This is a genomic window from Campylobacter gastrosuis (assembly GCF_030249845.1).
Lineage (GTDB): Bacteria > Campylobacterota > Campylobacteria > Campylobacterales > Campylobacteraceae > Campylobacter_A > Campylobacter_A gastrosuis.
This window is the reverse complement of the sequence record NZ_JANURM010000018.1, coordinates 1-22,779: the sequence shown is the minus strand read 5'-3', so window position 1 is coordinate 22,779 and position 22,779 is coordinate 1. Positions and strand designations below refer to the sequence as shown.

Below are 22,779 nucleotides of genomic sequence, written 5' to 3'. Positions count from 1 at the left end.
TCTCGTTTTTTTGCAAACATTTTTTTGAAATTTTCTATCATAATAACGCCTCAATTTTACCTTCAAGCTCACGAATTCTGCCACGTAGCTTATCATTTTCAAGGCGATATTGAGAATTTCGTGTGCGAAGCGAAGTGACATCATTTTTTGTCTTATTTAGCTCATCGGTTAAAATGTCAATATTGCCTAAACTCCGTTGTAGTTGGATTTGTAGTTTTCTTATTACTATCTCGGTATCTTGTAGATTATTTTTCATAAAATCCTTAGTCGCTCGCTCTTTTTTAAGCAGGGTTTTAAAGTAAAAAACCATTACCACAAGGTAGATACAAACGCAAACTAAGGCAGTCGTAAAAAACCATTCTGTTATCATTTTTGCTCTTTTTGGTTGATTTTTTCTACTCGGTTTTGGTGTCTGCCACCTGCAAAATTCGTGCCAAAAAAGGCGTTTAACATATCAAAAACGACCACTTCGCCAAGCATTCTAGCACCAAAGGCGATCACGTTTGCGTTGTTATGCTCTCTTGCTAGTTTTGCAGTGCTAATATCGTGACACAAGGCACAACGCACGTTTTTATGGCGGTTTGCAGCGATTGAGATACCAATGCCAGTGCCACAGATTAAAATTCCAAAATCGCTATCATTTACTAAATTTTCTGCCATTTTATGTGCAAAATCAGGGTAATCCACGCTAATTTTTTCATCATCACAACCCAAATCAATAACGCTAAATTTTTCAGATAAAAAGCCCTTAACTCGCTCTTTTAAGCCAAATCCAGCGTGGTCGCTAGCTATGTAAATTCTATCTATTTTCATTTTAATCCTTAAAAAGCCTAAATTATACCAGCAAACATCTTAAACACATATCTAATGGGCTCAAAAAAGTAGCCTGAAAGTGGGCTTATTAAAATCACGACTAGGATTATCATACCATAGCGTTCAAGGCTGTAAATTTTATCTGCTAAACCCCTAAATCCAAGCGATAAGAGTGCGTAAGTAAGTGCCTTTGAGCCGTCAAGTGGCGGTATCGGATAGAGATTAAAAAGCCCTAGAAATAGGTTTGTGCTAAATAAAAATACCAAAAATTTTGCAAACAAATCGCCAAATAAATCGCCAAAATTTACAAGCATAAATAGCGAGAAAATCGCTAAAACGATATTGTAAAAAATCCCAGCAAGGGCGACAAAAATTCCAGCCTTGTATCCGCCGTTTCTGATAACCACACTCATATTTACTGGCACTGGCTTAGCCCAGCCAAACAAAAAACCGCCCGTAAAATAGAGCAAACTAGGCACGACAATCGTGCCTAGTGGGTCAATGTGTTTTATCGGATTTATGCTTAGGCGACCTAAATTTTTAGCCGTGCTATCGCCAAATTTATACGCCACCCAGCCGTGCATAATCTCGTGTCCGACAATGGCAATCACAAGTGCGATGACGACTAAAATAACACGCTCTAAATCAAAATTTTCAAACATCAATAAATCCCCTCGGCGTGGCTCTCTTTTTGTGCCATATCAATGATATTTTCATCATTTTCTAGCGTATCAACAAAGCGACCGATTCGCTCCCAGCGGACTTTGTAGTCCTTATCAAGGCTAAAATAAACAAACCAAGGCTGTCCGACTATAAATTTATACTCCACACTGCCCCAAAAACGGCTGTCGTTTGAGTGGTCGCGGTTATCGCCGACCATAAAAAACTGCCCGTCTGGCACTTTTACGTAAAAGGCATTAAATGGCAAACTATCCACAACTGGTGGCAGCTCATCAACCTGCAATGGCGTCATCGCAAGGCGTTTTGCGTTGTAATAATAAAGCATTTGCTCAAACATATTTACGCTTTTATCGTAATTAATACCCTTAAATTTATACGGCTCACGCACGAAAATTTTACCTCCAAGCGTGATTAAATCATCTTTTTTGTAATTTGATTTTATAAACTCATCGCCCTCGCTCGGTCTTAAAAATATCGCCTTTTCAGTAAAAATCACCTCATCGCCGCCGATTGCGAAATTTCGCTTAACGTAGTGAATTTTTTCATTGTGCGGATAGCGAAAGATTACGATATCGCCACGTTTTGGCGTGTCGCCTGAGATTAAGTGGTCGTTGCCGTTAAAATCTGGCAAAACCCTAATTTCAAGCCAAGGAATTCGTGGCACTGGTATGCCATAACTAAATTTTTTAGCAAATAAAAAATCGCTAACTAAAAGCGTGTTTTTCATTGAGCCAGACGGGATTACAAAGGCTTGTGCAATGAAAAAAATCACAAACAAAACAATAACAATCGTCCCAGTCCAAGAGCTTGAAAAATCGTAAAGTTTTCTTAGAAATTTCATATTAAACCTAAATTTTTAGCGCGATTTTTGGCTGATTTTATGGTGTTTGATAAAAGCATCGCAATTGTCATTGGTCCAACGCCACCTGGCACTGGCGTGATAAACTCGCATTTTGGAGCGACTTTTTCAAAATCCACATCTCCAACCAAACGCCCATCATCAAGGCGGTTTATGCCCACATCAATGACAATCGCGCCATCTTTTACCATATCGGCACTAACAAAATTTGCCCTGCCAATGGCAGCTACAAGCAAGTCAGCCCCAGCACAAATCTCCTTTAAATTCTTAGTCTTTGAGTGGGTTATCGTCACGGTGGCACTCTCGTTTAAAAGCAGATTTGCCATTGGCTTACCAACAATATTACTTCGCCCGATCACAACGGCATTTAAGCCACTCACGCTTATGCCGTATTCTTTAAGCATTACCATTATGCCAAGCGGTGTGCAAGGCACGAAGCCGTCAAGTCCGCTTGAAAGTTTGCCAACGTTTATTGCGTGAAAGCCATCTACATCTTTTTGCGGTCTAATCGCCTCTAAAACAGCATTTGTATCAATGTGTTTTGGCAGTGGCAACTGCACTAAAATTCCATCAACGCTATCATCTAAATTTAACACATTTATGAGTGCTAAAAGCTCACTTTGGCTCGTATTTTCAGGCAATCTATGCATTATTGAGCCAATTTCACACGCAGCACACGCCTTCTCTTTTGAAGCCACGTATGTTTGACTAGCCTTATCTTCGCCGACTAAAATCACAGCCAAACAAGGCTTTACGCCTAAATTTGTAAGCTCTATCGCCTCATCTTTAACCCTTTGTTTTACACTAGCACTAACTGCCTTGCCATCTAAAATTTTCATTTGCTAACCTCATTAAAAGCATTTTTAATCACAAAAATTGTATGATACCCAAAAAATAATTAAAATTTTAAAAAATGGGAGATTATGCGTTCGCTTTTTTTTATATTTTTTGTAGTTTCTCTCTCTTTTGGAGCTGATTTTATCACAAAAACCGAATACGCAAAGATGCTTTATATAAATCCGCGCGGTATTGGTTGCATTAGCTGTCACGGCAAAAACGCCGAGGGCAAGGTCATCTCAAAATACAAAGAGAAAAACCGAAAAACAAAGCAGGTTGAGCAAAAAGAGCTAATCTCGCCACGCATAAATAATGTCAGCTTTGAGCGTTTTAAAAAGGCACTTGATGAGCCAAAAAACATAATGCCAAGCTATTTTTTAACAGATGAAGAAACGAAAATTTTATACGACTACACAATAAGTTTAGATAAGGATGGCAAATGAGTAACAAAACAGAGTTTGAACTAGCAAAAAAATATATCCCCGGTGGTGTAAATTCGCCAGTTCGTGCCTTTGGCAGTGTCGGTGGAGAGCCGGTGATGATAGCACGAGGTGAAGGTACTTATTTAATTGATGTTGAGGGTAAAAAATATCTTGATTTTATCCAAAGCTGGGGTCCTTTAATACACGGACACTGCGATAAAGACATAGAAAATGCAATCACAAACGCCCTAAAAAACGGCACGAGTTACGGCGCACCTAGCTTAAATGAAACTGCTCTTGCAAAGCTAATGTGCGAAAAATTTTCGTGCGTGGATAAAATTCGCTTCGTTAGCTCTGGCACAGAAGCTACGATGAGTGCGATAAGAGTTGCACGTGGATACGCTAAAAAAGACGGACTTATAAAATTTGAAGGCTGCTATCACGGACACTCTGATGCCCTGCTTGTAAAAGCTGGTAGCGGTGCGACAACTTACGGCAACGCTTCAAGTGCTGGTGTGCCACAAAATGCCGTTAAGGACACGCATTTAGCTATTTATAACGACATAAAAAGCGTTGAAGAAATTTTTAAAAACCACCAAATTGGTGTCGTGATAATTGAACCAATCGCCGGCAATATGGGACTTGTGCCTGCTAAGAGAGAATTTCTAAAAGCACTTCGTAAAATTTGCGATGAAAACAACGCTGTTTTAATCCTAGATGAAGTGATGAGCGGATTTAGAGCAAGTGAGATTGGGGCGTTAAAATTTTATGATATTACGCCAGATTTAATCACATTTGGCAAGGTTATTGGCGGTGGGCTAAATGTAGCTGCCTTTGGCGGTAAAGCCCAAATTATGGACGTTTTAAGCCCAAATGGAGCGGTTTATCAAGCTGGCACATTAAGTGGCAACCCACTTGCAATGGCTGCTGGTATTGCAGCTCTAAATAAAATCACGCCAGAAATTTACGTTAAGCTTGAAAGCCTAGCAAAAAGACTAATGAGTGGCTTTAAAGAGGCTGCAAATGCCGTTAAAATTCCACTTCAAACGGAGGTTAGAGGCTCAATGTTTGGCTTTTTCTTTAACGAAAAAGAGGTGCTAAACTACGATGACGCCCTAAAAAGCGACACAAAAATGTATGCGAAATTTCACAACCAAATGCTAAAACGTGGCGTCTATCTAGCACCTAGCCAGTTTGAAACGGGCTTTATCTGCACGGCTATGGGCGAAAATGAGATTGACTTTGCCGTTAATTGTGCCAAAGAGGCGTTTTTAGAGATAAAAAATGGCTAAGATAAAAAAGGTAGTTGATGCAGCTGATAGCCTAAGTTTAGGCATTTCTATCGTTGTTGCCGTGCTTCTTGGTGTCGGACTTGGCTTTTGGATAAAGTCAGCTACTGGCTGGGGTTTTGGGCTGTTTATTGGCGTTTTTTTAGGCATAGCAGCTGCGATTTTAAATGTCTATAAAGCGTATAAAAAACAGATAAAAAGCCTTGATGAGCTAAAAGATGAAAATCGCTACAAAGCCCTAAAAAACGGAGATGATGAGTGATAAAAAGGCTAGTTTTTATCTATCTTTTTTTTACTATTATCCTATTTAGCACGCAGTTTTTTATTGGCAAAAATTTTATGATTAGTAGCCTAATTGCCTATTTTTGTGCGATTTTTATCGCAATTATTAGCTTTTTTAGCTACAAAAAACGCATAGAAAAAAAGCTAAAAGATAGGCAAGATGATGAAAATTTTGATGAAGAAAACGATGAAAATATCACGCTTGAAAGCGAAAAAGCAAGGCTAAAAGCCAAAAAAACAAAGCTAAAAGACCTGCACCTTGGCACGGCGTTTGTGCCGTTTAGACTACTTGCTTATCTCGTGCTTGTCGTGTCCTTTTTACTTTTAAAGCGTTATGAAATTTTAAACATCGCTGGATTTTTAGTAGGGCTATCTGCTATGCCGCTTGGGGCGCTCACGTTTGGCTTGATGATTAAGGATAAAAATGTCAAATAGCAAACGAGTTTTAAAGACACTAAGTCCGCTATTTTTGGGTATGAGTTTGCTGTTTATTGGCAACGGACTTGTCGTTAGCTCACTCTCAGCCCTTTTAAAGCAAAGAGAAGTCGGAGAAATCGCTATCGGACTTATAAATTCGTGCTTTTTTATTGGAGCGATAATTAGCACACTGACCTCTTTTATCATCATCTCAAAAGTCGGACACATCAGAGCTTTTGCCATTTTTTCAGCACTTTTTGCCGTGTGTTCTATGTTTTATGAGTTAAGCGATAATCTCTATTTTTGGGCATTTTTACGAGCTGGGCTTGGGTATTGTTATTACGCCCTGCTTGTCGTGATTGAGAGTTGGCTAAATCAAAGAGCAAAAAACACAAACAGATCTCGCATTTTAGCCATTTACGAGGGCGTTTTTTACGTGAGTTTTAGCGTTGGGATTTTAATCCTTGCTCTAAATTTACGCCCAACGCAAATTTTTATCATCTCAGCCGCTTTTATTATGATTTCAAGCATACCGCTTAACCTAATCCGCATAAAAGAGCCTGAAATTCCAGCCAAAAAAAGCGTGAGTTTGCCAAAAATTTTTAGCATTGCCCCACTTGCTCTGCTTGGTAGTGTTATCGCTGGTGTGCTAATAAACGGCTTTTTCTCAATGGCTACGATTTTTATATTATCTCAAAATTTCAGCCTATCACAAGCATCGTATTTTATGACCATTGCGATGATTGGCGGATTTGTTTCGCAGTTTTTCATCGGACAGCTATCAGATAGATATGGCAGACGTTTAGCTATCATCTTAGCCACCTTTATTTCGCTACTTTCAGCGGTTTTGTTTTTATTTTTCATCGGTCAAATTCACGTTCAATTTTGCCTTGCATTTTTCTTAGGCAGTGGAGTTTTTTGTCTTTATGCACTCTCACTTGCAAGGGCAAATGATATGTTAGAGCATAAAAGCCAAAGCGTAGAAGTCGGCAGGACGTTACTTTTTAGCTACTCGCTTGGATCACTTTTATCATCAACAATTATGGGATTTATGATAAGTTTTTTTGGCACACTTGGCTTTATTTATGTCTATATTGCCCTACTTTTTATCTTAATGGTCTTTGCTATCACGCAAAAAAGCGTGCCATTTAGCGACCGCCGAAGCTACAACCCACACACGATAAAAACGATAGCCATTGATAAATTAGAGGCAAAAAAAGCAAATGAATAACATAGCAAATTTACAAAATAGCATAAATCAAACCGGTATCACGACACAAAAACAGCCACAAACCACTCAAACCACGCAAATTTTTAAAAACCAGCCCCAAACACCAGCACAGCAAACCGCACAACAAGCCGTTGATAGCATTGATAAGCTAATAAGCAAGGTCGTTGATGAACTTCAAAGTGCCTCAAATATCAACCAAACAAGCAAAATTTTGCAAATGGCAAAAGATACCAAAATCGCCCCAAATTTCACAAATGATATTAAAAATTTAGCAGCCACAATTCAGAGCGACCCAGCATTTGAAAACAGCCCTACTTTAAAGGATTTGGTGCTAAAATTAAAGGAATTTTTAAAACCCATTGCCGATTTAAAAACCGCACCGCTAAATGAGCAGATAAAAAGCTCTGGCGTCTTGCTTGAAGCAAATTTAAAAGAAGCTCTAAACACCCAAAAAATTCCACAAAGCATACAAAAATTGCTAACTGATATTAAAAATTTATCAAACCAAAACCTGCTAAATCAAATCCTAACCCTAGCAAACGATGAGAGCTTAGATAATCACAGCTCGTTTGTAAAACTAAATGAAATTTTAACAAACGAAGCAAAAACTGCCCAAAACACGCTAAATAACTCAAATATAAAAGCCCTATTTAGCGACACAAACAAGCTTGATAATATCGCAAGATACCTAAATAACACAGCCCAAAAAGGCGAAATTTCAGCCCAAAACGCCCTAAAACAAGCCAGTAGTTTAAACAGCTTTTTAACAAACCTAAACGAGAAAATTTCAAATATCACAAGCGAAAAACTAAACCAAACCCAAGCATTTAGCCAAAACATAAAAGAGCTAAAAATTCTCATAAAAGATATGCAAAACAGCCTAGCCTCGCTAAATAAAATCGGCGATGAAGCTGGGGTTGTTAGAAATTTTAACGCCATTTTAAACGACCCAAATGCCTCGCTTCAAGACAAACTTTCAAGTGCGGCTAGACGCCTTGGCGTGGCACTTTTAGTCGCCGATAGCCACGCAAGTAACGCAAAAGTAAATCTAAACGAGATAAAATCACTTCAAAAACAGATAAAATCAGCCTCAAACGACGTCGCTCAAATCGCTTTAAAAACCCAAAGTGAGATGACACCAACTAGCGACATAAAAAGCACACTCTTATCAATCGTAAAAGAGGCAAACACACAAAATTTAAACCAAACTATAAAAGACACCAGCCTAAAAATGATCTCGCAAATTGAACTTCATCAGATCGTTTCAAGCGTAAGTGGCGGACTTCAAACCTACCTGCCCTACGTTTGGGATGGCGTTGATGAGGGCAAGGTGGCGTTTAAACAGGGCAAAAAGGATAGATTTTACGCGCAAATTGAGCTAAATTTCAAGCAATACGGACAGGTTAGCGTAATGGTTGGATTATCAAATAAACGCTATATTGATATCTCAATCGCCACTGCCACGAGCGAATTTAAAGAGCTAATCTTGGGGCAAAATAGCGAGTTAAAACGCGCCATTGGGGAGCTTGGTTTGGTCGTTTCAAATTTTAATCTTAAAGTTTTATCAAAACACGAAATTAGTCAAAAATTTAAGAATTTTGACGGACTTCAAATCGGTTTTGATAGGAGGGCTTAGTGGCAAATGTAATTAAAAAAAAGGCAGTCGCACTAGGCTACAACCGCAAAAAGGACAACGCTCCAAAAGTCCTAGCCACCGGCTCTGGCGAGATAGCAAACAACATAATCAAACTTGCAAAAGAGAACAAAATTCCAATCAAAGAAGACCCAGATTTAATTGAAATTTTAAGCAAAGTAGAGGTAAATCAAGAAATTCCACCAAATTTATACAAAGCCGTCGCCGAAGTTTTTAGTTTCTTATACAAAATAACTAACAAGAATTTTTAAATTATTTACTTTATATTGTTATAATAACAGGCTAAATTAACACAAAGGAGAGCAAATGAAAATTTCAACCAAAGTCCTTGCTATGGTTACGACCTCATTAATCGCACTTCTTGTCGTTCTTGTATTTTTATCAAACAAAATGGCAGAAGATACGATAAAACAGGCAAAAGATAGCATTATCAACACCGCTTACGAAGAAAAGAAGGTGGCTTTAAGCGAGGAGCTTGACATTATCACTGATTTTATTGACCAAATCAGCGATGAATACAAAGAATCAAACGAAGAACCGGGAGTAATTACAACCGATGTTCTACAATTTTTAAAAGGACTACGCTTTGGCGAAAACGAGCAAGGCTATGTTTATATCTTTGATGAAAAGGGCAACGTCATCCAAAATCCAGGCAGACCCGAGTGGGACGGCACAAACCGCTATGACGTAAAGGATAAAAACGGCAACGAATATGTCAAAAAACTAATCGCTTCAAGCGAGAGTGAAGAATATGTCCCTTACATTTTAGACGTAAATGGCAAAGATGTCAAAAAACTAGCAAATTCTTACAAAATAGAGCTTGAAGGCAAAAAATACATTTTAGTAATCGCCGCAACAACCGATAATGCCTACGAAAGAGCCGAAAATACGGCAAAACAAATGGATGATGAAGCCCACGTGGCAATTAGAAATTTCATCATCACAGCCATTGTGATTATGATCCTAGCCGTAGTTTTAGCTGTGATTTACACTCAAATGTCAATCTCAAAACCCCTAAACCAGCTAATCTCACGTGCTAGAAACCTTTCAAGCGGAGATGGTGACTTAACCCGCAAACTTGAAGTAAATGGCAAAGATGAAACAGCCCTAGCAAGTGCTGCGATTAATGATTTCATAGAAAAAGTGCGCGTTTTAATCAACGACGCAAAACACCTTTCAAGCGAAAACTCATCAATAGCAAACGAGCTAAGCTCAACTTCGCTTCAAACTGGCAAAAGGGTTGAGGACTCAACCTCAATCGTAACAAGCACTTCGCAAAACTGCCAAAATATCCAAGAAAATATGAAAATTTCAATTGAAACTGCTCTAAAAGGCAAGGATGATTTACAAAAGGCGACAAATTACATTGAAGAGGCAAATAAAGCCATAGCCGAGCTAAGCGCTGAAATAACTCACACCGCTCAAACCGAATACGATATGGCAAATAAGATTGATCAGCTAAGCAAGGACGCCGAGCAGGTAAAATCAGTCCTAGTTGTGATTAACGACATAGCAGATCAAACGAATTTACTCGCTCTAAACGCCGCCATTGAAGCAGCCAGAGCTGGCGAGCACGGCAGGGGATTTGCCGTTGTCGCTGATGAGGTAAGACAGCTAGCTGAGCGGACACAAAAGAGCCTAACTGAGATAAATGCGACCATAAACGTAATCGTTCAGGCAATCACTGAATCAAGCACAAAGATGAATGAAAACTCAAAACAAATCGGCGAGCTAACAAAGGTCGCCTCAAATGTAGAGAACACCATAAAAGTGATGAGTAAGGCTATTGGCGAAGCCATAAAGCTATCTGATAAAAACGTGGAGGACTATATCCAAACTGGCAAAAACATTGATAGTATCACAAGCGGTATGAATAACATAAATCAAATCTCAACCGAAAACGCAAGAAGCGTAGAAGAAATAGCATCGGCTGCTGAGCATCTAAACAAGATGACTGACACACTAAATGCGAAACTTGGGGAGTTTAGGACATAAGTAAAACAAAAGCTAACGATATTAAGATATCGTTAGTGGTTTTACGCAAGATGTCCAACCGATAAAAAGCTAACGATACAAGGTGTCGTTAGCGGTTTTTACAGCTTTAATCAAACCGGCTAAATTTAGCAATTCATTTTTATCACAAAAATTTACAAATTTTTGATAAAATCCAATTTTCAATTTTAAAATAAGGCTTTTTATGGCTCAAAAATTAGTTTTAATAGGTGCTTCAACCGGCGGTCCCGGACACATTAAGAAGCTTTTAAAAGATGTAAAGCTAAACGGCGCAACAATCGTAATCGCCCAGCATATGAATAAAATGTTTATTGAATCCTTTGCAAACCAAGTCGCAAAAGAGTGTGGCATTGAAATTGAGCTTTTAACCGCTCGTGCCGTGCTAAAAGACAAGGTCTATGTTTGCGAACAAAATTTCACAATCGGCGAAACGCTACCGCTTCTAGCCAAACCAAACGTTGATGATAAAACCACCTACACGCCAAATGTTGATATGCTGTTTTTATCTGGCGTAAGCATAGCAAAGAGCCTAAATACAATGGCGATTTTGCTAACTGGCATAGGCGATGACGGCGCTAGTGGGCTTGATAAACTACACAAAGCTGGTGCAAAATGTATCGCCGAGAGCGAAGAAACCGCTATCGTTTATGGTATGCCAAAACGTGCAAAAGAGCTAAACCCAGCCATAAAATCGCTAAATTTAATGGGTATAAAAAAAGAGTTGGAGGATTTTTTAAATGCTATTTAATAAACAAATTTCAAACAACACAACTCAAATCACACAAGAAATCCCCGTGCCAACCGATATGGACGGATTTGATGAGTTTATGCAAAATATCAAAATTTTCTGTGGTGTTGATCTTAGCTCAAAGCGAGAAATCACGCTTCAAAGACTTGGGGCATTTGCTAAAAACAAGCAGATTAAAACCTTTAAAGAGATAGCCTCGCTCATTCGCTACCACTCAGAAACTAGGCAGGATTTGCTAAATTTAATAACCGTTAATGAAACCTATTTTTACAGAGAGCTACCACAGCTAAAAGATGTCATCACATACGCAAACGACCTGCCTGACGCTAGAATTTTGTGTGCACCTTGTTCAAGTGGGGATGAGGCATTCTCACTTGCTATGCTAGCTAGTGAGATAGGTATGGATGCTAGGCGTTTAAGTGTCGTTGGCGTAGATATCAACTCAGAAGCCATAACTCAGGCAAACAGCGGAATTTACAACGAGCGAAACCTGCACCGCCTAAGTAGCTTTCAAAAAGAGCGATTTTTTAACAAAAACGGCGATAAATACGAGATAAAAAAGCAAAATTTAGCAAGGTGCGAGTTTAAAATCGTAAATGTTTTTGATGATTTGATCTTTAATCTAGGCAAATTTGACATAATTTTATCACGAAATATGATGATTTATTTTGATGACGCATTTAGATTAAAGTGCGTTGAGAGGCTTCACAAAATGCTAAAAGACTACGGCAGGCTCTACACCGGACACGCCGATTTAGTCCCTTACACCCCACTTTATGAGAAGCGTTTTAGCAATGGTGCTTCGTTTTACGAAAAACGATAACATAAATTACCTTTTTAAAATAACAAATTTATTTTAATTTTATTTTTCTTTTAAAAAGCCCTTTTTTGGGCTTTTTTGAAAATTTTACTCTACATTTTCTCTAAAAATTTCGGTTTTAAATTTTAAATTTCTTGCAAAAAACTTAAAAAAATTATTTTTTTATTTTCATTAAAGTTTAATTAGAGTAAAATACTAATCAAATTTTTACAAAATTTTTTTAAAACATAGTAAAATTTGGGAGGTGAAGTGTGTTAAAACCTGTATTTGTTTGGGGCAGAGAGTTTGAAACAGACTTTCACAAAATTGATACCGAGCATAGATATTTAGTTGAGATTATCAATACAATCGGTCGTAAAATCGCCGAGTTTAACCCTAGATTTGAGGATTTAGAGCCGATTTTTACCGAGCTTTTTAACTACACAAAATACCATTTTATCAACGAAGAAACCATTATGAAGGACGCTAACGTTGATAAAAGGCATATCAAAGAGCACCTTGTCGCTCACAAAACATTCATTCGTGAAGTGACCTCACAATACGAGCGTATTGATAAGACAAATATCAAAGAGAGTGCCAAAGGTTTGCTTGATTTTTTGGTGCAGTGGCTGACGTTTCACATTTTGGGTATGGATAAAAATTTAACGACACAAATAAAATTAATTGAATCAGGCTACTCGCCAGAGGACGCATTTAACGAAATTAACGGCGTAAATCACGAGCAGCTTGACACGCTTGTAAAGTCATTTAATGGAATTTTTGGCGTTTTAATGAAATACAACGACGAGCTTTTGGTGCTTAAAAAATCACTTGAAGATAAGGTTGAGGAGCGAACGACCGAGCTTCAAGAGGCAAACGAACGCCTTGAAGCGGTCAATAAACAGCTAGAATTTATCGCTATGCACGACCAATTAACCGGACTTGCCAACAGACATAAAACGATGTTTGAGCTTGAAAAATACTGGGATAATTACGCTAAAAACGGCGAAAATTTTTCGGTGATTATGCTTGATCTAGACAATTTTAAGGGCATTAACGACACTTACGGACACGACGCTGGCGACGCCGTGCTAAAATCATTCGCAAAAACGCTAAGTTTTAGCATTAGAACAGATGATTTAGCGTGCAGGCTAGGTGGCGATGAGTTTTTCATAATCTGTCCAAACACCGATAAAAACGGCGTTTTAAACCTAGCGCAAAAACTTCACAAAAATATCGTGGATTTAAAGGTTGAGTTTGAAAACGGCAGTTGGAGTGGGATTTCAAGTATCGGTATTGCCACGACAAACGATACGATGAGCAACAAAGAGGATTTAATCAAAGCTTCGGATAACGCCGTTTATGAAGCAAAAAGACGCGGTAAAAATCAAATTTTTGCCATTTAACAAAATTTTAAACTACTTATTTACAATTTGTTGCTAAAATAGTTAAAATTTTTACAAGGAGAGCCAAATGCTACACGAATACACAGACCTAATAAAAGAGCTAAGAGCCAAAAATCCACACTTTGACGCACTTTGCCAAAAACACGACAATCTAAATGATGAGATTGATGACAGAGATGACCTAAACAGCCCAGAACTTGACACGCTTAAAAAAGAGAAACTAAGACTTAAAGACCTAATCTACGCTGAAATTTTAAAATACAAAAACGAAAAATAATACAACGCCCTAATTTCAGGGCGTTTTTTAAACATCAAGCATCTTATAAAAATACACCAATGTGTCCAGTAAATATGCACCATAAAAACTCATTTTTTTAGCCTCAAATTTATATCAAAAATTTCTGCTTTTTTCTTTTGACCTATAATTTTTACCTGCAATATTAATTAAATTAATCTGCTTACGTGAATAATTTTATATCCTATTCTCATTGATATTACTATTCTCTAATGAAAGCTTAATCAACTTGCATTTGTAACTCTTTAGTGCTTAAAATCTCATATCTTACTTTACAAAGCCATTATAAATTTAGTGTATTTAAATGTCAATGTGACCCTTATATGGCTCTAAAATAGAATTATAATCTATTTTTTGTATTATTCTAGTTATCTTTGTTTACATAAAGGCATTTATATATTAACATATTTTTATAACTATACAAGAAAACCATCTCTAATAGCATTTTCATAAAGCTCATACAAAATCTTGGCTTGCTTTACAGTTGGGAGTAATATTTCCTTATTTGCAACTTTTGTCAAAATATCAATTTTATATATTGGTACTTGATTCTTAATTTCTATCCTATTATAATATTCCAAAACTTTATCCCATTTTTGAAATTTAACAACAAATGATTGTATCTCTATATCATTATCAAGTCTTTTTTCTTTTTTTGCTTCTTTTTTTATATATTTTTCTTCCTCTTTGCTACTTAGATTTTCATCGTCAAATTCTAAGTTTAATTTAATATTTTTTACACTATCCCAGCATAGCTTTTTCTTGCACCACTGTCCTATATTTGCATTACCATCTGGTGGATTAGTTATTTTATTATAAATTTTTTCTGAAACAATTGATATTATGTTTTCTATGTTGTTAGATATTTTTTGCTCATCCCAAATTTTAGAAAAATTTAGAAAGAGACCATTTTGTTCTAAATAATAAGACAAATATGATATTGTATAGGCAACACATTGGGCTCTATAACCACCATTATACCAAGTAGCATTAGAAACAATTTTTTCAGTTTGCTTAAAGATTATAATTCTTGAAATTGCCTCTTTAAAATAATTATTTGTTATATAAAGACTATCTTTTTCCAATATTTGAGTAATATGCTTTGCAAATTCCACAAAACTATATTGAGCACCCTTAGAGACAATATCGGGGGATTGTAACCAAGCAATTTCACTCTTAGCCAAAAATGTTTTATCAACAAGCTGGGATTTTGGATTCTCTATTAAAAATTTATTCTTATCAGCCTTACTAAGATATGTCTGCTCATTTAAATATTCGCCTCTTACTCTTTCATAAAACCAATGAGTTCTTACCTGTAAGCCATTAATAGCAGGAGCCAAGTTTCTTTTTGAGTGCTCTTTAAAATCTTTATGAAAAGGACTATTTGAAAAGAAATCTGATTGATTTATCTTGTTTTGTGTGTTTGCATATTCGCTTACTTTTGATACAAATTCATCTTCTTTTTCTTCATCAGTAACCACGGATAATTTCATTTGGACATAAATTTTTGATACATCTAATTTTGAATTTTTACTTGAAGCATATATAGATGATATTGTCTGACCACCATTAACTATCTGAAAATCTGATATTTTAGTAATTCTGCCATCTTGCAAAACAACATTGCTAGCAGTAGCAGTTATGCCGTTATTATACGCAAAAAACATTTCTGGATTATATTCAATAGTATTTCTTAGACCCTTATTTACGTTGCCACGAAATTGCAAGAAAGTTCTAACGTTTTGTTCTAAAAGTCTAGAACCAAATTTATCATAAATAGAAGCTATTGTCTTGCCATCTATTACACTAAGGTATGAACGATATTTTTTTAAAGGGGTATCTACTATTAATGTTGGCAAATCTACTTCTACATCAAAGCTATTCTTGGAGCTGTTGATGGTGTAAATTTTATATAAAAACTCAATATCTATAATACGATATTCTGTATCAATATTAGCAATTTTTTCATTTAAAATGCTTGATAAATTCTTAGTGATTTTTCCGTCAGTTATAATTATAAATCTAATTTTTCTAATCTCATTTTTTATTAGATACAAATAGATATTGTATGCCATAGAGTGATGTTCAAACCCCTCTTCTAAAGTTTCATAAAGTTTTTCACTGCTTTTTAAAAAGAAAGTTTTTAGCTTTTTAAATTTTGTTTCTATTTGTATTTTTGTAAGAGTTTGTATTTCATCGTTTTGAAAAAAATAATGCACCAAAAGACTAAGTTTGCCACGTTCTTCATCAAAATCATATCCACTTACTTCCATATCCCTTTTATTATACTCAGCAGCCATATAGTCTTGCGACAACTCGCCTTCGCTCACAAGAGAATCGCAAACAGACTCAAAAAATACCTCTTGTTTACTTATGCCTCTACTTTGAGCTTGACTAATAATATCTTGCATAAAATCTTGATGAAATTCGTCTAAACTAACCATACCTTGTCTTTAAAGTTTTATTTGATCTAATAAAAATTCGTTGCATTTTAATAAATTTATAGTATATTTTACGTCACAAATTCTATGGTCTATATCTGTTGTGACAATTTTTGGAAATTTATCATTTACATTGAAAAATAAAATTTTATCTATTTTAAATTTTTGTAAGTTTGACTGATCATTTGCCTTGTAGCCATATAAAAAAAGCTTTTTATAAAATGCTTCTATATCGGTTATTTTTGCTTCTACGCTTTCTACAATATCTTTAACACTAAACCCTTGATTACTCGCAGATAAAGCATACGCAACCAAATATAATTTTTCTTTGTTTGTATAAAGTTGATAAGCAGATGAGATTGTTATATTTTGAGGTCTTGAAGTTTTATACGTTTTTATCTCAACAGCACAATCATTAAATATAAAATCCTGTTTATCAAAACTTGCTCCAACCCAAGAATCCAATGCTTGTTCAAAACCAACCTGACTAGAAGCAATGTCATTTAAAAAACTTAACTCACCAAACAATCCCATTTGCTTTTCTATTCCAAAATCATCATCAATATTTAAAACAAAAATTTTTCTCCACTTTAAAAGTCGCGTCTCCACATTGTCTATAACGTTCTTATTGTTTTTATGTGTATTTAAAAGCAAAATAATATCATCACAAACTAATTTAAATAATTGCCAATTAGAGTTATCATTTAATGCTATATAAAAATTAGTAGTATTTTCAGATTTTTTTATTAATGTAGTTAATCCATTAAATTTTATGCCTTTTCTATTAGTTTTTAGATAAAAATCCAATTCAATGCCAAAGGCATATCTCCCATTTAAATCAACTATCCAAAAAATATTATAACTACTATTGCTATACACTCTTCTTTTTGTATTGTTTTGCATATCCTGCCAAGGATTAATCATCTTGCTCCTCTGATTCATTAATTTCTAAAAGTATCTCATCTTGATAAACCTTATTAATTAGATACTTAATTGTTTGGGAGTTACTATCAACACCAACATTAGGAAAACAAATACCGTATGCAGGCAATAAACTGCTTTCAAAGCCGATTTGATTGCTTTTTACATCTAATAAATGTAGCATTAAAACTGGATTTTTAAGTTTTTTTCTTAAAAATGAAGATCTATTACCTCTTTTTTCTTTTTTACTTTGTTCGTAGATTTCGTCATCTAGTAATGCTTTTTCAGGATCCCCTGATGACAATTTTCTATTTCCCAGTTCTATGTATTTGCCCTTATCTTGCAACTTTAAGCGTTCTTCCATATTTATCTCAAACCCTTCTGCAAATTCACCCTTGCCTCCATAAAGAACAACATCCCACAATGCATTCTTTTCTTCTAGATATGTCTTGACAAAATCTAACTGCATATTATTATCTTTTATAACTTCAAAATTATTGATAAAATTCAATATTTCACTTTTATCTATATTTTTATATATAATAGCTTTTCCTTTTTTATTGCTTTTATCAAGAGAACCTATGAAATTTTTTAAAGTAGTTAAATTTCTATTATGAAGTTGTGGATTTTTAGCAAATCTTACGGTTTCTATTAACTTTCCGCTTAAATCTAATGAAGTATATCTCTCCTCAGCATGTTTCATCTTGTTTTTAGCTGTAATTTGCAGATGGCTATTTGGGTCTTGTCTAACAGCTAATCCAAAATTATAGGGCGTCAAACCATCTTCTGCCATATCTTTAAATTTATACATAAGCTCATTTGTAGCCTCAATGATAAATCTAAAATAATTTTGAATATCCTCTGGCATATAAATTTTACACAAATCCTCATAACCTTGCCTATAACCAAACCATCTGCCCATCTGCATAAGAGTATCATAAAATATAGTGCTTCTTATAAAATAACTTACACTAAGTCCTTCAAGAGTAAAGCCACGCGATAAACTAAGTCCTCCAACCGCAATAACATTTATTCTTTCGCCAGTATTATAATCAAGTGGTTTATTATTACTAGCATTTTGATAAACTCCTATTACTAGAATACTATTTGCTATTTCAGATAATTTTTTTGAAATATCCTGCCATGAAAATTCTATATTAAATTTTGTTTCAAAAATACTCTTTAAATTTGATATAAAATTACTTTGTTCTGTTGAATTTGAAAGTAAAATATATGAGTTAATATCTTTTTTAAATGCCTTTAAATATTCATCTATTAGATAGACAATATTTTTATGCATATCAGAAAAACGGCTAATATTAACAAGCATGCTATTGTGATTGATTTGCCCCATTAAATCTCTTATTGCAACATTTAACATAAATATATTTATAGCTTCAAATAAGCTATTTGGTAACCGAGTTATGCAATGGTCTTTTTTGTGCTTTAAGGGGATACACTCATTGTAATCATCAATATTTACCAAAAATTTTTCAGGATTTTCTATAAAAATTTTTTCAGCACCAAAATAATTACTTGGCGCATCAAGAGAATAAATAAAATCTCTTGGGAATAAATCTTTTGAAATCCATTCATCCGCATCTTCAATCTTTACACTTTGTTCATCTTCTATTGTATGATCTATAAAAATATTTGCATAAGGGGTAGCAGTATATGCAACATATGAGCTTTTTTCAAAAAGTTCTAAAAGAACCCTTATATTTTTATTTATAGCAGTTGGATTATTTTCTTCTTTTGTATTTATAGAGGCATAATCAGACTCATCATCTATTAATAACATAGCGTGTTGTGAAATTTTACCCTTATAATGAGATTTAATCCATTTTATAACATTAAAAAGTGTATTTGCATTTTTCTTTATAACCAAAAGCACAGGCGTATTTATGTTGTCAAAATTTATACCTTGCGAATTTTTATGTGCGTCTTTTCTATTAAAATCACTTTCTTCTGTTGTTAAACTAATAGGTTGCATTTTATTTGCATTTTGCAAGTCATTAAGCCCAACACCAACTTCTTTTATATCATTTTTGCCAACAAAAGCCTCATTTATACGAACCTGCGTCTGATTTCTAAGATTGTTTTTATCGCCGGCTACAACAACTATAAATTTATAACCCATATCAGCAGCTTTGCATATTAAAGAAGCATAGTTTGATGTTTTACCGGACTGAACGTGTCCTACTACCATACCATATATACCAAACTTATTTTCTCTTGGATCTCCGATTTGATTCATTATCATATCAGTATCATCATCTAATGTTCTAATAACCTGTGGGGATAAAAAACCTTTGTAAAATTCTTCTAGTCTATCCCAATAAAAATTATTATTATTGGCTTTTGTATTAATACTATACCAAGAAGTATTACGTTGCTTTTGCTCATCGCCTTTTATTACTAGTCCTGTATTCATTCTAACATTAAAATATTTTTCTAAATCATCTTGTAGTCTTTTATAATCACTATCTGAAAAATTACCATCTTGACCAAATATTTCAGTTTTAAATTCAGATTCAATAATTTTTCTTATTTTAGTTATTTCGTTATCAATATCACCTACTTCTAAAACACCATTTTGCTTTAAGTATGTATCAGTTAAACGTTTTTTTGAAAATTGAAAAACCTTTTCATAAAAACTACTATTCATTGAACAACTCCTTATGTTTTTTAAAAATCTCTATTTTTTTAATCTCATCCTCACTAAGACCTATATCTTGCAAATATTTTAAAATTTCAATTATATCTTGTTCTAAAATAACATCTTCTTGTTTAAAATTATGTGGATTTTGCTGAACTTGTACTTGTATTGCTTCTAACGGTATGTATGCCTGAAGTGCTTTTAGATATATTTGCAACATTTCTATTGATTTAAAATCCAACAAATCCAATAATTTTTGATACATTGGATTTTCCTTATTTATGACAAAATAAGGTTTATTATCCTCATAAACCAAATTCCAAAACCTTATAATGCTCTTATCGTTTATCTTGCGACCACGGGTAAAAAAGGGTTTTATTCCATCCTTTGCAGAATGCAAAGCAATCCTTTTTAATTCATCCTTTAAGCCAGAAATAGGATTTGCAATAGATTTTTTTACATCTATATTCCACAGTTCATCTTGATCATTTGAAATTTCAATTTTTATACGGACAAGCTTTGTTGCATCACTAGATTTTAAAATCCCCCACCATTTACCATAAACAAGTAGCCTGTGTGCTCTATAAAGATAAAAGCCTTGCGATTTTATATACCCGTCACTTCCTCCGTATTTTTCCCACTCGGAGTTAGAAACTTTTGAATGGTGCGGTAAAATAAATGGAGTTACTTTTATCTCTTTGTCATAATATTTTATTAACTCTGTTGATTTTATAAAAGTTGCATCGTGTGTTGGGTTAAAAGGATTAAAAGGCAATAAAAGTTTATTGTTTATATATATCTTTATTTTTCTTATGCCATCTATTCCTTCTAAAAATTGATGAAAAACTAAAGATAAATGATTTCTTAATATTTCTAAATATTCTGAAATTTTATCAATTTTATCTATATCTTCCCATATTACAAGGGTGGAGCTACTATTTTTACAAAAGTCATTAAAAATTTCAATGTTTTTATATTCACTTGCATTTACTTCTAAAAGCAACCATTTATTGTTTTTACTAATATAATCCAAATCCCATCTTACAGCAAAAATATCATTATTTTTCTTTGTTAGAACAGTAAGCTTTTTACATTGTGAGAACGAAGCAGTTTTAAGACCTAAACCAAATCTACCAAGCGTGTTGATATCTCTTTTATCATCAGGACTTTTTGATGATAATCTCATTGCCTCTATTAATTCATCTTTGTTCATTCCTGACCCATTATCCAAAACACAAAACAAAGGCTTAGGATTTTGCACTGCGTAAATTTTTATACTACTTGCACCAGCTGAGATACTATTATCAATAATATCGGCAACTGCTACTTCAAAAGTATATCCTATGTCACGAAGTGATTTAATAAAATTTGCAACATTTGGATTAACTTCTATCGAATGCATCTAACACCGTAACAATCTCTTTTGCAATTTTCTCAACCATTGGCACAACAACAGAATTTCCAGCTTGCTTATATAGTTGTACTCTTGATATATTTTCTGGGAGTATAAAATTTCTTGGAAAACCTTGCAGATTAAAGCATTCCTTTGGGTTAAGTCGCCTTATTACTCCATTATTTAATATAATAGGTATATTATGTCCGCCTGCACCCATATTTGCAGTTAAGGTAGGACAAACATTTGATTTATTAGAACGAACGTAATAACGCCTATACTGATAGACAATATTTTCATCTACAACACTATACATAATCTTACGATGAATTTCATTGCTTTGATTACTATATATATCAGATGGAATAACATAGCTGTTATCCAAAAATGATTTTATATTTTTAGGTGCTTTATTTGTTTGTTGTGGTATTTGAAATTTAGCAGACAACAAATTATTTTTACTGGTTTGTAATATATTTTCTTTTATTGGTTTGCTAAAATAATAATCACCCTCATCTCTAAATCCAACTATATAAATTCTCTCTCTACCTTGAGGTATATCTGTATATTTAGACGCATTTAATACAAAAGGAATAAAAGAATATCCTATATCTTTTAACTCTTCTTTTATTGTCTGAAATGTTTTACCATCATTATGAGATGCTAAAGTCTTAACATTTTCTAAAAAATATGCTTTTGGCTTTAACTCTCTTAATAATCTAGAAACCTCAAAGAAAAGCTTACCACGCTCATCCTCAAAGCCTCTGCCGTGACCAGCTTGTGAAAATGGCTGACAAGGAAAACCGGCAGTAAGTATATCTATGTCATCTAAGTTTTTATTACTTATATTTCTAACATCGTCTTCAATAAGATTGGTATTTTTATGATTTAGCCTATACGTTTTACAGGCACTATGATCAATTTCGTTTGCCCAAACAACTTCACAATTCAAATTTTTAAACGCCTGGCATATACCGCCAACACCAGCAAACAAACTACCAACTTTATAAATCATAAATAAATCTCCATTAACCTAATATTATATAATACTTTATATTAAATCACACTAAAATAATTGCTATAATTTTTTATTTATAGACTAGAATAGTAGTTATTATGCAAAATTCACACAATATCAATAAAAAGCAATATCTCGATGGCACCTTTAAACTTTTAATTTAATTAAAAATACGCTGTTTGCTACTCCACCAGTTTCAGAAAGCATATGATTATAATACACCAATAATATTAACATTTGTTGGTTTTATAACAAGTTGTGTCATAAAATTTTAAAATTTAGCGACACAACCTGTCAAAAGCACCTGATATAATTTTTGCTACTTTAAAGCAAGGATAACAAATGGCATTTAAACCAAACCCGTATCATTCAATAAGAAGCAGAAAGTATATTTGCAAAAAATGCGGTTACAGCGAGGTCGTATTGCCTACAAGCGACGAGGCAAATGAGAAAATTTTAGGCGGTATTTTTGGTAATTGCCCTAAATGTGGAGGTAATGAATTTGAAAACAAAAGGGCTAGTCGTTTTGATATAGCGATTACATTATTTTTTCAAAATTTTAGGTTTTAAAAAAAATTAAAAGATGTGATTTGAAAAAATT

At 34.3% G+C, this 22,779-nt stretch carries 23 protein-coding genes; 13 read left to right on the top strand and 10 right to left on the bottom strand.

Annotated features, from left to right (window positions below; translation table 11 throughout):
• Nucleotides 1-37: 37 nt before the first annotated feature.
• From NYG85_RS10025 to folD, 5 genes are read right to left on the bottom strand one after another with little or no spacing between them, the layout of a single operon-like run.
• A complete protein-coding gene (locus tag NYG85_RS10025) occupies nt 38-370 on the bottom strand; it encodes a hypothetical protein (RefSeq protein ID WP_284938420.1) in 333 nt (110 codons plus the stop codon).
• Entirely contained in the window at nt 367-813 is a 447-nt protein-coding gene (rpiB, locus tag NYG85_RS10020; RefSeq protein WP_284938419.1) for a ribose 5-phosphate isomerase B, read from the bottom strand. Before rpiB ends, NYG85_RS10025 begins: the two co-directional genes overlap by 4 nt.
• Nucleotides 814-830: 17 nt before the next feature.
• Nucleotides 831-1,475: a site-2 protease family protein gene (locus tag NYG85_RS10015; RefSeq protein ID WP_284938417.1), complete on the bottom strand. Its 645-nt coding sequence runs from the start codon at nt 1,473-1,475 to the stop codon at nt 831-833.
• Entirely contained in the window at nt 1,475-2,335 is an 861-nt protein-coding gene (gene lepB, locus NYG85_RS10010; protein WP_284938416.1) for a signal peptidase I, read from the bottom strand. The genes NYG85_RS10015 and lepB overlap by 1 nt, the downstream gene beginning before the upstream one ends.
• Complete coding sequence (gene folD / locus NYG85_RS10005) at nt 2,332-3,192, bottom strand: bifunctional methylenetetrahydrofolate dehydrogenase/methenyltetrahydrofolate cyclohydrolase FolD (protein ID WP_284938415.1); 861 nt, start codon at nt 3,190-3,192, stop codon at nt 2,332-2,334. The genes lepB and folD overlap by 4 nt, the downstream gene beginning before the upstream one ends.
• 84 nt (nt 3,193-3,276) lie before the next feature.
• On the opposite strand from folD, the gene NYG85_RS10000 reads away from it, so the two are divergent.
• The 12 genes from NYG85_RS10000 (at nt 3,277) to NYG85_RS09945 (ending at nt 13,728) form a co-directional block, all read left to right on the top strand.
• On the top strand, nt 3,277-3,633 hold the full coding sequence (locus NYG85_RS10000) for a c-type cytochrome (RefSeq protein WP_284938414.1): 357 nt from the start codon (nt 3,277-3,279) through the stop codon (nt 3,631-3,633).
• Entirely contained in the window at nt 3,630-4,904 is a 1,275-nt protein-coding gene (gene hemL, locus NYG85_RS09995) for a glutamate-1-semialdehyde 2,1-aminomutase (RefSeq protein WP_284938413.1), read from the top strand. The genes NYG85_RS10000 and hemL overlap by 4 nt, the downstream gene beginning before the upstream one ends.
• On the top strand, nt 4,897-5,163 hold the full coding sequence (locus NYG85_RS09990; protein WP_284938412.1) for an AtpZ/AtpI family protein: 267 nt from the start codon (nt 4,897-4,899) through the stop codon (nt 5,161-5,163). The genes hemL and NYG85_RS09990 overlap by 8 nt, the downstream gene beginning before the upstream one ends.
• Nucleotides 5,160-5,618 (top strand): hypothetical protein, encoded by a 459-nt coding sequence (locus NYG85_RS09985; RefSeq protein WP_284938410.1) that lies wholly within the window; start codon nt 5,160-5,162, stop codon nt 5,616-5,618. Before NYG85_RS09990 ends, NYG85_RS09985 begins: the two co-directional genes overlap by 4 nt.
• Nucleotides 5,608-6,831, top strand: a complete 1,224-nt coding sequence (locus NYG85_RS09980) for an MFS transporter (protein WP_284938408.1) — start codon at nt 5,608-5,610, stop codon at nt 6,829-6,831. The genes NYG85_RS09985 and NYG85_RS09980 overlap by 11 nt, the downstream gene beginning before the upstream one ends.
• The gene (locus NYG85_RS09975) at nt 6,824-8,467 is read left to right on the top strand and encodes a hypothetical protein (RefSeq protein WP_284938407.1); all 1,644 of its coding nucleotides are present in this window, start codon (nt 6,824-6,826) and stop codon (nt 8,465-8,467) included. Before NYG85_RS09980 ends, NYG85_RS09975 begins: the two co-directional genes overlap by 8 nt.
• Nucleotides 8,467-8,736, top strand: a complete 270-nt coding sequence (locus NYG85_RS09970; protein WP_284938405.1) for a FlhB-like flagellar biosynthesis protein — start codon at nt 8,467-8,469, stop codon at nt 8,734-8,736. The genes NYG85_RS09975 and NYG85_RS09970 overlap by 1 nt, the downstream gene beginning before the upstream one ends.
• A 55-nt stretch (nt 8,737-8,791) precedes the next feature.
• The gene (locus NYG85_RS09965; protein ID WP_284938404.1) at nt 8,792-10,480 is read left to right on the top strand and encodes a methyl-accepting chemotaxis protein; all 1,689 of its coding nucleotides are present in this window, start codon (nt 8,792-8,794) and stop codon (nt 10,478-10,480) included.
• Nucleotides 10,481-10,682: 202 nt separating this feature from the next.
• Nucleotides 10,683-11,246, top strand: a complete 564-nt coding sequence (locus NYG85_RS09960; protein WP_284938403.1) for a CheB methylesterase domain-containing protein — start codon at nt 10,683-10,685, stop codon at nt 11,244-11,246.
• Entirely contained in the window at nt 11,236-12,069 is an 834-nt protein-coding gene (locus NYG85_RS09955) for a CheR family methyltransferase (RefSeq protein ID WP_284938402.1), read from the top strand. The genes NYG85_RS09960 and NYG85_RS09955 overlap by 11 nt, the downstream gene beginning before the upstream one ends.
• 248 nt (nt 12,070-12,317) lie before the next feature.
• On the top strand, nt 12,318-13,451 hold the full coding sequence (locus tag NYG85_RS09950) for a GGDEF domain-containing protein (protein ID WP_284938400.1): 1,134 nt from the start codon (nt 12,318-12,320) through the stop codon (nt 13,449-13,451).
• Nucleotides 13,452-13,518: 67 nt separating this feature from the next.
• Nucleotides 13,519-13,728: an HP1242/YdcH family protein gene (locus tag NYG85_RS09945; protein ID WP_284938398.1), complete on the top strand. Its 210-nt coding sequence runs from the start codon at nt 13,519-13,521 to the stop codon at nt 13,726-13,728.
• 434 nt (nt 13,729-14,162) lie between these two features.
• Here NYG85_RS09945 and NYG85_RS09940 read toward each other — a convergent pair whose 3' ends face one another.
• From NYG85_RS09940 to dcm, 5 genes are read right to left on the bottom strand one after another with little or no spacing between them, the layout of a single operon-like run.
• Entirely contained in the window at nt 14,163-16,190 is a 2,028-nt protein-coding gene (locus NYG85_RS09940; protein ID WP_284938396.1) for an AIPR family protein, read from the bottom strand.
• Between the two features lie 9 nt (nt 16,191-16,199).
• Nucleotides 16,200-17,111 carry a PD-(D/E)XK motif protein gene (locus NYG85_RS09935; RefSeq protein ID WP_284938395.1) on the bottom strand — a complete coding sequence of 304 codons (912 nt, stop codon included), beginning with the start codon at nt 17,109-17,111 and terminating at the stop codon, nt 16,200-16,202.
• A complete protein-coding gene (locus NYG85_RS09930; protein ID WP_284938393.1) occupies nt 17,104-19,776 on the bottom strand; it encodes a Z1 domain-containing protein in 2,673 nt (890 codons plus the stop codon). The genes NYG85_RS09935 and NYG85_RS09930 overlap by 8 nt, the downstream gene beginning before the upstream one ends.
• Nucleotides 19,769-21,169 carry an ATP-binding protein gene (locus NYG85_RS09925; RefSeq protein ID WP_284938392.1) on the bottom strand — a complete coding sequence of 467 codons (1,401 nt, stop codon included), beginning with the start codon at nt 21,167-21,169 and terminating at the stop codon, nt 19,769-19,771. Before NYG85_RS09925 ends, NYG85_RS09930 begins: the two co-directional genes overlap by 8 nt.
• Entirely contained in the window at nt 21,150-22,175 is a 1,026-nt protein-coding gene (gene dcm / locus NYG85_RS09920) for a DNA (cytosine-5-)-methyltransferase (RefSeq protein WP_284938391.1), read from the bottom strand. Before dcm ends, NYG85_RS09925 begins: the two co-directional genes overlap by 20 nt.
• 345 nt (nt 22,176-22,520) lie before the next feature.
• Here dcm and NYG85_RS09915 point away from each other — a divergent pair, with 345 nt between their 5' ends.
• Entirely contained in the window at nt 22,521-22,748 is a 228-nt protein-coding gene (locus tag NYG85_RS09915) for an FmdB family zinc ribbon protein (protein ID WP_284938390.1), read from the top strand.
• Nucleotides 22,749-22,779 lie beyond the last annotated feature (31 nt).